Source organism: Flavobacterium sp. 316 (assembly GCF_000967805.1).
GTDB lineage: Bacteria > Bacteroidota > Bacteroidia > Flavobacteriales > Flavobacteriaceae > Flavobacterium > Flavobacterium sediminilitoris.
This window is the reverse complement of record NZ_JYGZ01000001.1, coordinates 604,987-620,870: the sequence shown is the minus strand read 5'-3', so window position 1 is coordinate 620,870 and position 15,884 is coordinate 604,987. Positions and strand designations below refer to the sequence as shown.

14 protein-coding genes are annotated in these 15,884 nt (G+C 29.6%); 2 read left to right on the top strand and 12 right to left on the bottom strand.

What is annotated here, in order from left to right; genetic code table 11:
- The first annotated feature begins 3 nt into the window (after positions 1 to 3).
- Positions 4 to 444, top strand: coding sequence for a sensor of ECF-type sigma factor (locus SY27_RS02845; protein WP_045967206.1), 441 nt, complete (start codon positions 4 to 6; stop codon positions 442 to 444).
- A 140-nt stretch (positions 445 to 584) separates the two neighbouring features.
- Here SY27_RS02845 and SY27_RS02840 read toward each other — a convergent pair whose 3' ends face one another.
- The 5 genes from SY27_RS02840 to SY27_RS02820 form a co-directional block, all read right to left on the bottom strand.
- Positions 585 to 2,018 carry a TolC family protein gene (locus SY27_RS02840; protein WP_045967204.1) on the bottom strand — a complete coding sequence of 478 codons (1,434 nt, stop codon included), beginning with the start codon at positions 2,016 to 2,018 and terminating at the stop codon, positions 585 to 587.
- A gap of 20 nt (positions 2,019 to 2,038) precedes the next feature.
- Entirely contained in the window at positions 2,039 to 5,224 is a 3,186-nt protein-coding gene (locus SY27_RS02835; protein ID WP_045967202.1) for an efflux RND transporter permease subunit, read from the bottom strand.
- Between the two features lie 23 nt (positions 5,225 to 5,247).
- On the bottom strand, positions 5,248 to 6,333 hold the full coding sequence (locus tag SY27_RS02830; protein ID WP_045967200.1) for an efflux RND transporter periplasmic adaptor subunit: 1,086 nt from the start codon (positions 6,331 to 6,333) through the stop codon (positions 5,248 to 5,250).
- Positions 6,334 to 6,492: 159 nt separating this feature from the next.
- On the bottom strand, positions 6,493 to 6,912 hold the full coding sequence (locus tag SY27_RS02825; protein WP_045967198.1) for a hypothetical protein: 420 nt from the start codon (positions 6,910 to 6,912) through the stop codon (positions 6,493 to 6,495).
- Between the two features lie 60 nt (positions 6,913 to 6,972).
- Entirely contained in the window at positions 6,973 to 8,034 is a 1,062-nt protein-coding gene (locus SY27_RS02820) for an oxidoreductase (protein WP_045967197.1), read from the bottom strand.
- 112 nt (positions 8,035 to 8,146) lie between these two features.
- Here SY27_RS02820 and hemN point away from each other — a divergent pair, with 112 nt between their 5' ends.
- Positions 8,147 to 9,505 (top strand): oxygen-independent coproporphyrinogen III oxidase, encoded by a 1,359-nt coding sequence (gene hemN, locus SY27_RS02815; RefSeq protein ID WP_045967196.1) that lies wholly within the window; start codon positions 8,147 to 8,149, stop codon positions 9,503 to 9,505.
- A 75-nt stretch (positions 9,506 to 9,580) separates the two neighbouring features.
- Here hemN and SY27_RS02810 read toward each other — a convergent pair whose 3' ends face one another.
- The 7 genes from SY27_RS02810 to ccoN all read right to left on the bottom strand — a co-directional run bounded on the left by SY27_RS02810 (position 9,581) and on the right by ccoN (position 15,882).
- Positions 9,581 to 9,760, bottom strand: coding sequence for a hypothetical protein (locus SY27_RS02810; protein WP_045967195.1), 180 nt, complete (start codon positions 9,758 to 9,760; stop codon positions 9,581 to 9,583).
- Positions 9,761 to 9,836: 76 nt separating this feature from the next.
- Positions 9,837 to 10,538, bottom strand: a complete 702-nt coding sequence (locus SY27_RS02805) for a sulfite exporter TauE/SafE family protein (RefSeq protein ID WP_045967194.1) — start codon at positions 10,536 to 10,538, stop codon at positions 9,837 to 9,839.
- An 86-nt stretch (positions 10,539 to 10,624) separates the two neighbouring features.
- The gene (locus SY27_RS02800) at positions 10,625 to 11,071 is read right to left on the bottom strand and encodes a FixH family protein (protein WP_045967192.1); all 447 of its coding nucleotides are present in this window, start codon (positions 11,069 to 11,071) and stop codon (positions 10,625 to 10,627) included.
- 25 nt (positions 11,072 to 11,096) lie between these two features.
- The gene (gene ccoG, locus SY27_RS02795) at positions 11,097 to 12,515 is read right to left on the bottom strand and encodes a cytochrome c oxidase accessory protein CcoG (RefSeq protein WP_045967190.1); all 1,419 of its coding nucleotides are present in this window, start codon (positions 12,513 to 12,515) and stop codon (positions 11,097 to 11,099) included.
- Positions 12,516 to 12,577: 62 nt separating this feature from the next.
- Positions 12,578 to 13,492 (bottom strand): cbb3-type cytochrome c oxidase N-terminal domain-containing protein, encoded by a 915-nt coding sequence (locus SY27_RS02790; protein ID WP_045967188.1) that lies wholly within the window; start codon positions 13,490 to 13,492, stop codon positions 12,578 to 12,580.
- Positions 13,493 to 13,510: 18 nt separating this feature from the next.
- Complete coding sequence (locus tag SY27_RS02785; protein WP_045967186.1) at positions 13,511 to 13,678, bottom strand: cytochrome c oxidase subunit IV; 168 nt, start codon at positions 13,676 to 13,678, stop codon at positions 13,511 to 13,513.
- 8 nt (positions 13,679 to 13,686) lie between these two features.
- Positions 13,687 to 15,882 carry a cytochrome-c oxidase, cbb3-type subunit I gene (ccoN, locus tag SY27_RS02780; protein ID WP_045967185.1) on the bottom strand — a complete coding sequence of 732 codons (2,196 nt, stop codon included), beginning with the start codon at positions 15,880 to 15,882 and terminating at the stop codon, positions 13,687 to 13,689.
- Positions 15,883 to 15,884: the final 2 nt, after the last annotated feature.

Sequence of the window (15,884 nt, the reverse complement as noted above, 5' to 3'; positions counted from 1 at the left end):
AGTATGAAAACAAAAATAGCATTACTATTATTATTCATTTCCTCTTTCTCTTTTTCACAAGGGTTTAAAGAAAAAAAAGAAAAAATAAAAGCATTAAAAGTAGCTTTTATAACAGAAGAATTAAATTTAACAACAGAAGAAGCGCAAAAATTTTGGCCTGTTTATAATTCGTATGATGATAAACAATTTGAAATTAGGCATAATAAAATGAAAGCAATTGTCAATCAATATGAAAGTAGTGAAATTGAAAAACTTTCAGAAAAAGAAGCTTTACAACTTGTTAAAAAAATGGAAGCCAATGAAGATGAAATGCATAATCTAAAAAAGAAATATATAAAAGATTTATTAAATGTACTTCCTGCAAAAAAAGTAGTAAAATTAAAGAAGGTAGAAGATGAGTTTAATAGAAAACTTTTTAAACAATATAGAGATCGTAGAGATTAATTAAAAAAGCACTTTTTAGTGCTTTTTTTTTTGATATAGATTGTTATGGAATAGATTTCTAAGTTCTACTCTAATTTTTAACATAAAAGCCATCTTGAAATTTACAAGATGGCTTTATATATTTAAACTAACTCACTTTTTTAATTCCATCCACCTCCTAAAGCTTTATAAATGTTAACTTTAGCATTCATCAATTTCATTTTAGCTTCAATTAAATCAAATTCAGATTCCAAAGCATCACGTTGTGTTAACAACACTTCCATGTAATCAGCACGAGCTGACCTAAAAAGATCGTTTGAAATAATTACTGATGTATTAAGTGCATCAACTTGTTTTGATTTAAAGTCATATGTTTTTGACATATTTTTAATCATTGACAATTGATTGGCTACTTCAACATAAGCATTTAAAATAGTACGTTCATAATTATAAACTGCTTGAATTTGTTTTGCATTTGCATTATAATAAGTTGCTTTTATCGCATTTCTATTGATTAATGGTGCTACCAAATCTCCAGCAATTGAATACAATAATGATTGTGGTGTTTTAATCAAATATGAAGGGTTAAAAGCTTGAAAACCAATTCCAGCGGAAATACCTAAAGAAGGATAAAAACGTGCTTTAGCAACTTTAATATCTAATTTAGCAGCAGCCAAATCTAATTCTGCCTGTTTAATATCTGGTCTATTTGCTAATAACTCTGAAGGTAAACCAGCACTAATATTTTCTAAACTTAAATTATTAAAAATAGTTACATCTCTTTCTATAGGTTGTGGATATCTACCTAATAAAAAGTTAATTTTATTCTCTGTTTCTACTATTCTTTGCTCAATAGTAAATTGAAGACTTTGTGTGTTTAATACCTGAGCTTCAAATCGTTTTACAGCTAATTCATTTGAACGTGCAGATTCTTTTAACAATTTTACAATTTTAAGTGCATTGTTCTGAATATCAATATTTTGTTTAACTAAATTTAATTGATTATCCAACGCTAATAGCTCATAATATGAATTAGCAATTTCTGCAATAAGATTTGTTATTACAAAGTTTTTTCCTTCAACTGTTGCTAAATATCTGCTAACCGCAGATTTTTTAGCATTATGTAATTTCCCCCAAATATCAACTTCCCAACTTGCATAAGCTCCGATCATATAATCTGGTAATGGTTCTGGCATTTCAGTATCAGGTTTAATATCAGTCGTAGCATCATTTGCTCCTTTACTTGTATAACGACCAACTTTGTCAAGTCCTGCTGAACCTTTAATTCCTAGAAATGGTAAATATTCTCCTTTCCTTACTCGAATTTCATTACGTGCAATTTCAATTTCTTGCAACGTGATATTCAATTCTTGATTATTTTTTAAAGCAGTATCAATTAAACTCTTCAAATACGGATCGGCAAAATAATCTTCCCATTTCATTTTTCCTGAATTGATAGTGTCTTGAGATGAATTATATTGCTCTGGCACATTAGCATTAGCTATTTTTTCAACCATTTCTGGTGTTTTACAACTAGCTAAATTCAATAATATGAAGGCAATACCTACATATAAATATATCTTTTTGTTAAGCATCTTTATCATTATTTTTTCGTTTATTCTTCTTCTGGAAAACTATCTAATTGATGTACAAAATCTTCTGTTAAAGATCCTTCATCTTCATCTTTAATTAACTTTCTTCCATCTGCTAATGAGGCAAAAATAAAATACAAACCTGGAACAATGATTACACCGAAAATCGTTCCGAATAACATACCTCCTAAAGCAGAAGCACCAATTGTACGATTTCCAATTGCTCCAGCACCAGTAGCAATAATTAAAGGAATTAATCCAGCAATAAAAGCAAATGAAGTCATTAAAATAGGTCTAAAACGAACTTTAGCACCTTCAATTGCAGCTTCTAAAATGGTATATCCTTGACTTCGCTTTAAAACTGCAAATTCAACAATTAATACAGCATTCTTACCTAATAATCCAACTAACATAATAAGTCCGATTTGTGCATAAATATCATTTTGAAGTCCCATTAATTCTAATAATACGAAAGAACCAAAAACTCCAACAGGTAATGAAAATATTACTGCAAGTGGAATAATAAAACTTTCATATTGAGCTGCTAAAACAAAATAAACGAAAACCAATACTATTAAAAATACATAAAGTGATTCATTTCCTCTACCAGCTTCGTCATACGACAAACCTTCCCAAGCAATATCATATCCTTTTGGTAATGTTTGAGCTGAAACTTCTTTAATAGCTTTAATCGCATCCGCAGTTGTATACCCTTTAGCTGGAAGACCTTGAATAGCTGCGGAATTATACATATTATAGCGTGTTACTTCATTAGGTCCTTGTGTTTTTTTAAGTTTCATAAATGCTGAATATGGTACCATTTCTCCATGATCATTTTTGACATAAAGATTTAAAATATCAGATGGAAGTCTTCTGAATTTAGGATCAGATTGCACATAAACTTTAAAGAAACGACCAAACTTAATAAAACCTTGTTCGTAAGTACTACCAATCATTATGTTAAGGTTTTCCATTGCTTTACCAATTGAAACACCTTTTTGCATAGCTAAATCATTATTGATTTCTAGTTCATATTGTGGATAATTTGCTGCAAAAAAAGTAAACAAGCCTGCTAATTCTTTACGCTTGCCTAAATTTTCCATAAACTGTTTATTCACTTTATCAAATTCTTGGTAATCTGTATTTGTTGTTTTATCTAGTAAACGCATGGAAAAACCTCCAGAAGATCCAAAACCAGGAATTGCAGGTGGTTCAAAAAACTCAACGATAGCTCCAAGTCCTTTAGATTTTTCTTCCAATTCTTCCATAATCTCTTTAACAGTATGATCACGATCTGACCATTTTTTCAAGTTAATAAGACATGTTCCAGCATTAGACCCTCTACCTTCAGTCATAATTTCATAACCTGCCAAAGAAGAAACTGATTCAACTCCTTCAACTTCTTCACAAATTTTTTGAAGTTTTTGAGAAACCTGATTAGTTCTTTCTAATGTTGCTCCAGGTGGTGTTTGTATAATGGCATAAATTGTTCCTTGATCTTCACTTGGAATAAATCCAGAAGGGAGAATTTCACTTGTATAAAAAATACCTGCACAAAATGCTAATAATATACCAAAAGTTAACCATCTTCTATTAACAATTCTTTTTAATACAGCTACATATTTTCCTGTAAGTTTATCAAATACTGCATTAAATTTATCTAAAATTTTAGTCAACATATTGCTCTTATGAGCTTGCGCATGATGATTCTTTAATAACATTGCACAAAGTACAGGTGTCAAAGTAAGAGCAACAAGAGCCGAAATTACAATTGAACTTGCCATTGTAATTGAAAATTGTCTGTAAAATGTTCCAACAGGTCCAGACATGAAGGAAATTGGTAAGAATACCGAAACCATTACCGCTGTAATTGCAATAATTGCTCCGCTAATTTCACCCAATACTTTTTTAACTGCTGAATATGGTGAAATAGTATGATCTTCATCAAACTTGGCATGTACGGCTTCAACGACGACAATGGCATCATCGACAACAATACCAATTGCTAATACTAAAGCAAACAATGTTACCAAATTGATTGAAAGCCCAAAAAACTGAATTACAAAAAATGCACCAATTAATGAAACAGGGACGGCTAAAATAGGTATTAACGTGGAACGCCAATCACCTAAGAAAATGAATACAACCAGTGCAACTAAAATAAATGCATCACGTAATGTATGAATTACTTGCTCTATAGAAGCATCTAAAAACTGAGATACATCATAACTAATTTTATAATCTACTCCTGGTGGAAAAGTAGCTTTCATTTCTTCAAGCTTTGCTTTTACTTCTTCAATTACATCACTTGCATTACTTCCATAATTTTGTTTTAATACGATTGCAGCAGAAGGATGACCATCTAAATTTGAATAAATATCAAAAAATTCACTTCCTAATTCTACTGAACCAATATCTTTTAAATGAATACTTTCTCCATTTGCATTAGCACGAATAATAACATTTTCATATTGTTTTGGTTCATTAAACCTTCCTTTATAGGTTAGAACATATTCTAGTGATTGAGCAGAAATACCTGAACTTTGCCCAATTCTACCAGGACGACCAATAATACTTTGCTCTTGTAAAGCTTCCATTACTTCATCAATAGAAATATTATAGGCTCTCATTCTATCTGGGTTTAACCAAACACGCATTGCATATGTGCGACTCCCTAATATTTGCGATCTTGCTACACCTTTAATTCTATTAATTTCAGGAATCATTTTCACATTAGCATAATTGTATAGAAACTTTTCATCCATACTTTTGCTTTTAGAATAAAGATTCACATACATTAACATACTCGGCTGAATTGGTGTGATTACAACACCTTCACGCTGAACCAATTCTGGTAAAAGTGGCATAACTTGATCTACCCTTGTTTTTACCCTAATAACAGCTTGATTAGGATCGGTTCCAGGTTCAAAAATAATTCTAAGTGTTGCTTCACCCGCACTAGTTGCATCGGTTGCCATATAACGCATTCCTTCAACTCCATTTATTGAGTTTTCTAGCGTAATTAAAGTTGATTTTACTAATACATCTGCACTTGCTCCTGGATATGCAATAAAGATATTTACCGTTGTTGGTGCAATTTGTGGAAATTGTGAAATGGGAAGCTGTTTGATTGCTAATGACCCTACAAATAATATTATGATTGAAATTACAATCGCAAATACGGGTCTGTGTATAAATCTATTAAACATTTTTTCTCTTTTTAAATTTTATACTACTCGGCATATAACTCCAAATGCGACATTACAGTTTCTGGGTTCTCAACTTTATATTCTATTTTATCATTCTCATTTACAAGACGTAATCCTTCAAGAAGAATTTTATCTCCTTCTGAAAGTCCTTCACTAATTGCATATATATGAGGTAATTCTGCTGCAATAGTAATGGCTCTAGATTTAACTTGACTGTTTTTATCAATCACATAAACATACTTTTTATCAAGAACTTCAAATGTTGCTTTTTGAGGAATTAAAAGAGCATTTTTTATTGGAATAATTGCTTGTACACTACCTGTTTCGCCATATCTTAACAAACCATTCGGATTTGGAAATGTTGCTCTAAATGGAATATTTCCAGTTTCATTATCAAAATCTGCTTCTACTGTTTCCACTACACCTGGATAATCAAAATATTGATTATTTGCCATTAAAAGTTTAACTTTTGGTTTAACATCGGTATTTTTAAATTTTGCTCTATAATCTAAATATTCTGCTTCTGGAACGTTATAATATACCCACATTTCACTATTATCAGAAAGGTTTGTAAGTAAATCTCCTTCATCCACTAAACTCCCTAAACGTACATGAAAACGGTCTATTATACCATCAAATGGAGCTCTTATTTGAGTAAATTCTAAATGAACATTTGCTAATGCAAGTTCAGCATTGGCTTTGTCTAACTTTGCTTTAGCCATAGCTAACTCATTTGGAGCTACTACATTACTTTCTGCTAATTTTTTAGTATTTAAATATTCAATTTCTGCAAATTTTGCCTCAGCCTTTGTTTTTTGCATTTCTGCTTCATATAATTTTGGCATTATTTGGAATAATAATTGCCCTTTTTTTACAAACTGACCTTCATCAACATAAATGTTTTGCAAATACCCTTTTTCTTGCGCTCTTAATTCAATATGACGAATGGATTGGATTTGAGCTACATAATCCTTTGTGATAACAGTATCTTTTCTAATTGGATTAGTAACTAAAAATTTTGTTTCCTCTTCTTTTTCTTTTTTCTCTGTTTTACAACTTGTATTAAATAACAAGGCACAGAAACTCACTAACATGAGTACTTTTTTCATGATAATTTGGTTTTGATTAAATATGGTTTGGTTTTTTATTTAAGATATGTTGATTTAAACAACACATACTTTTCCCAATAGCAAATTTTGCAATGGGATATTTTTATTTGTTTCCGAAACAAATTGTAGGTAGGCAATAAGATTTTGCCTTTTTAAGAATCATATTCTAAATACTTGAAATATGATGTGTTTTTTATATGAATAAAAGCCTTTAAATCGTTTAAAGAAAAGGAAACGATTTTTAATATAATCAGAAAAATAATTGGAAGCTTGAGTATAACAAAGTATATTGAAGAAAGCACTTAATTGTACTTCTTTTTTAAAAGATATTAATTCATCTTCTTCTCCTTCATTATCAGTAGCATGTATTTTATGCTTATTATTATCAATTATGGGAAGTGATGTTCTAACTTTTAATGTGTTATCTAAAACATCAGTATTAAGATTTTTTGTAGTAGCGTTTTCAAGAACAGCATGAGAATGACTACTACTATCTACAACAGGTATAAAAGTAGTATTGTATCCTATTGATAAGATACCAATTAATAAAAATAAATATTTTACCTGTTTCTTTAACATTTCAAGGCAAAATTAAATTATTTTTTTAAACTGACAATTAATAGTACATTTAATAAACTGTTAATATTCAATCGTTAGTTTTACAATTTTATTTTTTCCACCTGCATAAGCAATAGAGTCATTTTGGAAGCGAATAGTATATAAATCTTTGTCTTCTAACATTTTTTTCCAAGTATTTCCACTATCGTTTGAATAATGAACACCTGTTCCTCCAACACAAATTAAAGATTTTCCTTTACTATTTGGTACAAACTGAATGCAAGAAGCGTATCCAAATCCTTGACTTTGCCCTACTAATTGCCATGTTTTCCCACCATCTTTTGTAATGGCTTTATTATTAGAATTATCTTCTTGTTTTTCATAATCGCCACCAGCAATAAAGCCTATATTCTCATCATAAAAATCAGCCGTAAAAATTCCTGTCATAGTTTTTCCTTGTACAATTGGTGTATTATATACTTGCCAAGTATTTCCTTTATCTTCACTTACAAAGCAACGTGATTTTTTTCCTCCTGAAACGATAATTATTTTGTTATTTCTCAACATCACATTAGTGTTACTTGCTGCAAAAGCGGCTTCTCCTTCTTCTACTTTAGGTAATTTATCACATGGTATTTTTTGCCAAGTATTTCCTCCATCATTAGTAATTATGATATTCAAGCAATTTGAAACAGGATCTCCCATAGCTACTCCAAAATTAGTATCTAAAAATTGCATACTATCATAGAATACTTTTTCATTTTCTTCTTGATATACTAATTTTACTACCTTTCTATCATTAGATATTTTATACAATAATGCAGGATTTGCAACACTTAAAATGAAAATAGCATCTTTTGTTTTAGCAATACTTCTAAATTCAGGATGAAGTGAGTCTTTATTTATTCTTCCTCTAAATTTTTTTTGAGTAACCAAATCGATAGCTCCATATTTTCCGTTATTTCCTGAAAACCATAATTGATTACTATCTAAAACAATAGCCCTAATGCTAATTGAATCATTATAAATTTCTTCACTTATAATTTTTGTAAAGGTAATTTGCTTTGATCCTTGTTTTAAAATTTGCTCTTTACAGGATAATACTATAGTTAGTAGACTAAAAAGAAGTAGCTTTTTTCTCATTTTAATTAATTGAAAGGCGAATTTACAACTTATTAATAAAATATTATAGATATGATAATTATCATTTTTCTACTTATTACCTATACTTATTTTTGATGAAACAATTTGAAAGATGTCATTAGTTCAAAAATATAATGTTCCTGGTCCAAGATATACAAGTTATCCAACAGTTCCATATTGGGAAGAAAATCTTTTTTCTATAGATCAATGGAAAAATGCGGTGATACAATCTTTTATTGCGACTAATAAATCTGAAGGTATTAGCCTTTATATTCATTTACCTTTTTGTGAAAGTTTATGCACTTTTTGTGGTTGTAATAAACGAATTACAAAGAGACATGATGTTGAAAAGCCTTATATTACTGCTCTTTTAAAAGAGTGGGATTTATATTGTGAATTATTACCTCAACGACCTAATATTAAAGAGATACATCTAGGAGGCGGAACACCTACTTTTTTTTCATCTGATAATTTAACTTCTTTAATCAATGGTCTTTTTAAAAATGCAAACAAGGCTAAAGACTATGAGTTTAGTTTTGAAGGTCATCCTAATAATACTACTTACGAACAATTACAAACATTATATAATTTAGGATTTCGAAGAGTTAGTTTTGGTGTACAAGATTATGCTGAAAAGGTACAAAAAGCTATTCATCGAAATCAACCTTTTCATAATGTTGCAAAAGTAACATTTTGGGCAAGAGAAATTGGTTATACTTCAATAGGTCACGATTTAATTTTTGGATTACCTTTTCAAACATTAGAAGATGTTTTAGATACGATTGCTAAAACAAATTCATTACAACCAAATAGAATTGCTTTTTATAGTTATGCTCATGTTCCTTGGATAAAAGGCAATGGACAAAGAGGTTTTAAAGATGAAGACTTACCAAAAGATGATGTAAAGCGAAAATTATATGAAATTGGAAAAAAGGAACTCTTGAAACATAATTATACTGAAATTGGAATGGATCATTTTGCTTTGAAAAGTGACAGTATGACTAAATCATTTGAAACAGGAAAATTACATCGAAATTTTATGGGTTATACCTCATCTAAAACAGAAGTAATGATTGGCTTAGGTGTTTCATCTATTAGTGATTCTTGGGATGCTTTTGCACAAAATGAAAAAACTCTAGAAGATTATTATGCTAAATTAGACGAAGACAAACTACCTATATTTAGAGGTCATATTTTGAATTCAGAAGATTTAATTATTAGAAAACATATTTTAAATTTAATGTGCCAATTTAAAACTTCTTGGAATGATGCTAATACTTATTTTTCTGAAATAGAAACTGTCCTATCAAATCTTACTGAAATGGAAAAAGATGGTTTGTTAAAATTTAAAAATCAATCAATAATTGTTACAGAAAAAGGAAAACCATTTGTGCGTAATATTTGTATGGCTTTTGATTTACGATTAAAACGAAAAGCACCACAAACACAATTGTTTTCTATGACTATTTAAGGATTTTTTAAATATTTAGAAAAACAAAAAACAACCCTAAGGTTGTTTTTTTTATTATTTGCTGCTTAAAATATATTAGTTTGGTGGGCAATATGAATGTACATCTGGAATAGTACAACACCAAATACCTGAATCTGCCATCTTTCCCCAGAATCCACCCATAGCGTCGCAGCTTTCTTTAGTTTTCCAACCACCATTGATTGTTTTTTGTTCTTCTTTACTTAGGCATTTACCTAATTTCTTTAAGTTTTTCATAATTAAATTGTTTATATTGATTTAGCCAATTTACAATTTAATTTTAAAAATATTAACTTTTTTAATGATATTTTTTTTAATGACAATCTGCTTCTGCTTGGACAAAAAGACTTGTTGTTCCTGGTGAAATATAAGGAATATCTAAACCTAGGCCTCTAATAATAAATAATATTCCTATAAAAACTGCAATTATAGGAATCATTTTTTGGATAGTATTTCGAACAGGATTTGTAAGTAAATTAGAAATGATAACTACTAAACTCATCATTGGAACGGTTCCTAAACCAAAAAGTAACATATATAGAATACTATATTGTATGTTTGGCATAGCCAATGCTCCAAATAAAGCGACATAAACCATTCCGCAAGGTAAATATCCGTTTAATAATCCGATAGTGAAAAAAGATTTATAGCTTCTATTTTTAAACTGTTTACCTAGATTTAATTTCACTTTTGAAATGATTTTATATACAGGTTTTGAAAAATTATATTGGGCTAAAGTCTTTTCTGGCGTTAATGCAATGATAATCATTATTATTCCAACAATTATTGATAACTGTTGTTGCATTCCTGCCAAGAAAAAACCTTCACCCAACAAACCAAAAACTAATCCTAAAGTACTATAGGCTATCAATCTGCCTAAGTGATACACAATTAATTGTGTTATTTTTTTTGCTTCATTATTTCTATCAACAGGTAGCATCATAGCAATTGGTCCGCACATTCCTATGCAGTGAAAACTACTTATTAATCCAAATATGATAGCTGTGTAAAGCATTTTTAAAATGTATTATTATAAACTGTATCTTGTTTTACTTGTATTTTTAAAGAATCGTACACTATATACAGTCAGTACATCATTTTCTAATAATAAATTGATTTTTTATTTCTATATGAAACTCCTTGATATTCCCAATCAATAGTAATGTCCCAAAGACCGCCTACCAAACTACTTTTAGGTATGAGCAAATGTGAAGAAGATAATGAAATTTGCATTTCAGAATCTAATTTCTGGTTAGACGGTCTATATAAGGACACTTTTCCTTTAATAGTTCTATAATCAAAGCTTTCTGGAAAGGAAACCTGAATTCCTTCTGATACTTTTTCAATTTTAATTTTATCAATTAAAGCATTAGCATTGGAAGATTTTTCAATATTTCCTTGCACTTTAAGTTCTTGTTGGTAATAATCTTCTACTACTAGTTCTCTATCATAATTATCATTTAATTGTACTTTTAATACAAAATATAAAATGAATGTTATGAACAATATAAATGCAATTACAATTCCTGTTCCCCAATTTATTTTCATTTTTAATATATTTTAATTTTAAGACTTAATTAAAAGATCTAGGTCCTAAAAAAGTTGTTTTTGTTGTTTCAATTAATTTATCATCATTATAGAAGCCTAATTTTATTTTTATTTTGTCTCCTTTTATTTCTGATGCTTTAATTTCTATAAATAATGTTCCTTGGAATGTTTTTTCAGCTGGAATTTTAATATGAGTATTTCCTACTAGTTTTACTATTCCATTTGGTTTTTCTAATTTAATTGTAATTTTGTCAAAATCTTTAACGGTTTTGTTAATTATTTTATAGGTAAAAACATTACTAATCATTTCTCCTTTTTGTTCGTATAACTGTCCTGGTAAGCGAAGTACTTTAGCTTCTACATCATTACGTAAGAAAAGTAAACCTACTAATAATCCTATTAATATTGTAAGCACAGCTATATAACCTTTCATTCTAGCTGTTAACTTAAATTTTTCTTTTTTAACTATTTCATCTTCACTTGCATAACGAATTAATCCTTTAGGTAAACCTACTTTATCCATAATGGTATCACATTCATCAATACAAGCAGTACAATTGATACATTCTAATTGTGTTCCGTTTCGAATGTCTATTCCTGTTGGACATACATGAACACATTGTTTACAATCGATACAGTCACCTTTTCCAGAAGTAGTTCTGTCTTCTCTTTTATCCCATTTTGCTCTTCCTTTTTCTCCTTCACCTCTTACATGATCGTAAGCAACATTTATAGATTTATTATCTAATAGTACACCTTGCATTCTTCCATAAGGACAGGCTATAATACACACTTGTTCCCTAAACCATGCAAAAATGAAATAAAAGACTCCTGTGAAAATCAATAGAGCAATTAAAGTACTTTTATTTTCTACAGGTCCTTCGCCTATGTATTCTAATAATTTATCACTTCCTATTAGGTAAGCTAAAAATACATTTGCTATTAAAAATGAAATAAGAAAGAAAATAATCCATTTTGTAATTCTTTTTCTAATTTTTTCAGTATTCCATTCTTGTTTCGCTAATCGCATTTGAGCACCTCTATCTCCATCTATCCAATATTCAATTCTACGAAAAACCATTTCCATAAAAATGGTTTGCGGGCAAAACCAACCACAAAATATTCTTCCAAAAGCAACTGTAAATAATGTAAGTCCTACAACTCCTATTATCATTGAAATAACAAACAAATAAAAGTCTTGTGGCCAAAATGGAAATCCGAATATTGAAAATTTTCGCTCTAAAACATTAAATAATAAAAACTGATTACCATTTATTTTAATGAAAGGTGCTAATAATAAAAAAACCAAAAGAATATAACTTACTACTTTTCGCTTATCATAGAATTTACCATTAGGTTTTTTAGGAAAAATGAAATTTCTTTTCCCTTCTTCATTAATCGTCCCTATAGTATCTCTAAAACTTTCATCAGGTAACTTTTCCATCTTATATAAAATTGTTTAAGAGATTTAATGTACATTAAATCTCTTAATTATTTATTTTGTAGTTAATCCGTTACAATTTCAACTTGTTCGGTTGGTATAACTTCTATTGTCTTTTCTCCCCAAATTTCACCTTCTGCTTCTTTAGCTTCCTTTGGATTCGAACCTTCTAATGATATAATATAACTAGCTAATTTTTGAATATCAGAAGGTTTTATTACTTCTTTCCAAGGTGCCATAACCGGATTTGTTGTACTTCCTTCAGAAACTAATTTAAAGATATTTTTAACTCCTCCTCCATTTATCCAAAATTTATCGACTAGATTTGGACCTATTCCTCCTTGTAAATTTTGTCCATGACAAGAAAAACAATTATTCGCTTCAAAAACTTTTTTTCCTTCTTCAATACTTGCGTCATCAGTTAATAATTCAACATTATCAACATTTACTAAGTCTGGAGCTGTTTTTAAATATTCTTCATGTTCTTTTTCTGCTTTCATCATTTCCATTTCATACTCTTCTTTTTGAGTATAATCGCCTATAACATGAAAACGTACTAAATATACAACTGCAAAAATTACACAACCATAGAATAAATATACCCACCATGGCGGTAATACATTATCTAGCTCTTTAATACCATCATAATCATGATCTAGCATTACATCTGCTTCTTGTTCTATAGATTTAGAGCGTGTTAAACTTTTATAAAATTTACTTTCTGTAAAGGATATAGATTGTGCTTCTTCTAATTGTTTTTTCTGCTCTTCTGTTAATAATTGATATGTAACTTTATCAACTGCACTTATAACTATCTCTATGGCTACTAAAAGGAATAAAAAAACACCTAAAAACAAAGAAACCATTGGATATTTTATAAAAGCAGGTTTATCTCCTGAGTCTATGAAGAATTCCATTCCTGCAAAAACTACTGCAAAAATTAGTGGAACTCTAACGTATGAAGGAATTAAGTTTTTCATTTTAAAATCTTTAAAAAATTAGTCTTTAATTGGCAATTCACTTAGTTCTTTAATCTTATCTTTCTTGTAACTAAAGACCCAAATAAAAAGTCCTACAAAAAAGGTAAAGAAAATTACTAATGAAATAATTGGATATATTTCAATTCCTGAAATGGTTTCTAAATTATGTTTTATAAACTTCAACATATCTCAAATTATTTAGCGTTATCTTGTTTTGTTATATCAGTTCCTAAACGTTGCAAATAAGCAATTAAGGCTACAATTTCTCTGTCTTTTACTGGAACAAACTCTTTACCTTGTAATCTTTTTTGTTCTTCAAAAGATTTTTTAATGTCTTTATTTTTCATCAAGTTATCTCCTATTTTAGAGGCTTGCTTTTCTATAGAATCCATTGCAGTAGCTACTTCAACATCAGTATAAGGAACTCCTAAAGATTGCATTGCTCTCATTTTATCTTGAGTTGATGATTTATCTAATGAATTTCTGATAATCCATTTATATCCAGGCATAATAGATCCATCTGAAGTACTTTGAGGATTCCACATGTGATTAAAATGCCAATCATCTGAACGTCCACCATTGTTTGGTTTACCAGGAACTCCTTCTCTAGCTAAATCTGGTCCTGTACGTTTTGATCCCCATAAGAAAGGGTGATCATAAACAAATTCTCCTCCTTTTGAATATTCTCCATAACGCATTACTTCTGAACGGAAAGGTCTAATCATTTGTGAGTGACAGTTATTACACCCTTCACGTATATAAATATCTCTACCTTCTAATTCTAATGGAGTATATGGTTTTACACTTGAAATTGTAGGTATATTAGATTTTACCATAATTGTAGGTACAATTTGAATAATTCCTCCTATTAATATTGCAATAGTTGCTAAAATGGTTAATTGAATAGGTTTTCTTTCTAACCATGGGTGAAATTTTTCTCCTTTTAATCTTCCTGATGAAATTTTTACTAATGCTGGAGCTTCTGCTAATTCGTCTTCAACAGCTTTTCCTGCCATTACAGTTCTAATAATATTATAAACTAATACTAGTAAACCTATTACGAATAACGTTCCTCCAATTGCTCTCATTAAATAGAAAGGCATAATTTCGGTAACTGTTTCAAGGAAATTTCCATATTGTAATGTTCCATCTGGTTTAAATTGATCCCACATAGATGCTTGCATAAATCCTGCAACATACATTGGAAGTGCATATAAAATAATTCCTAAAGTACCTATCCAAAAATGGAAATTAGCTAATGCTGTAGAATATAATTTTGTTTTTGTCATTCTTGGTATTAACCAATAAATCATACCAAATGTCATAAATCCGTTCCATGCTAAAGCTCCTACGTGAACGTGAGCAACAATCCAGTCTGTGAAGTGAGCAATTGCATTTACATTTTTAAGGGATAACATTGGTCCTTCAAATGTAGCCATTCCATAACCTGTTATACCTACTACGAAGAATTTTAATACTGGTTCTGTTCTTACTTTATCCCAAACACCTCTTAATGTTAACAATCCATTAATCATTCCTCCCCAAGATGGTGCTATTAACATGATTGAAAATACAACTCCTAAATTTTGAGCCCAATCTGGTAAAGCTGTATACAATAAGTGATGTGGTCCAGCCCAGATATATAAGAAAATTAACGACCAGAAGTGAATAATTGATAATCTATAAGAATATACAGGTCTGTTAGCTGCTTTTGGAACAAAATAATACATTAGACCTAAGAATGGTGTTGTTAAGAAAAAGGCTACTGCATTATGTCCATACCACCATTGTACTAAAGCATCTTGAACTCCTGCATAAACAGAGTAACTCTTCATTGCAGAAACAGGTAATTCTAAACTATTAAAGATATGCAGTACGGCAACTGTTACAAAAGTGGCGATATAAAACCAAATTGCAACATATAAATGACGTTCTCTTCTACGAAGAATTGTCATAATCATATTGATACCAAAAACAACCCAAATTATTGCTATTGCAATATCAATAGGCCATTCTAATTCGGCATACTCTTTTGAAGTAGTATATCCTAAAGGTAATGTAATGGCTGCTGCAACTATAATTAATTGCCAACCCCAAAAGTTAATATTACTTAATACATCGCTATACATTCTTGTTTTCAACAAACGTTGTAAAGAATAATATATTCCTGCAAATATTGCATTTCCTACAAAGGCAAAAATGACTGCATTTGTATGTAATGGTCTTAATCTACCAAAACTTAACCAAGGAATTCCATCGGTCATATTTGGAAAAATAAACATAAATGCCACTGTTAATCCAACTAACATACCTACAACTCCAAATAGTATACTAGCATAAAGGAACTTCTTTACAATTTTGTTGTCGTAATAAAATTGTTGCATCTCCATAA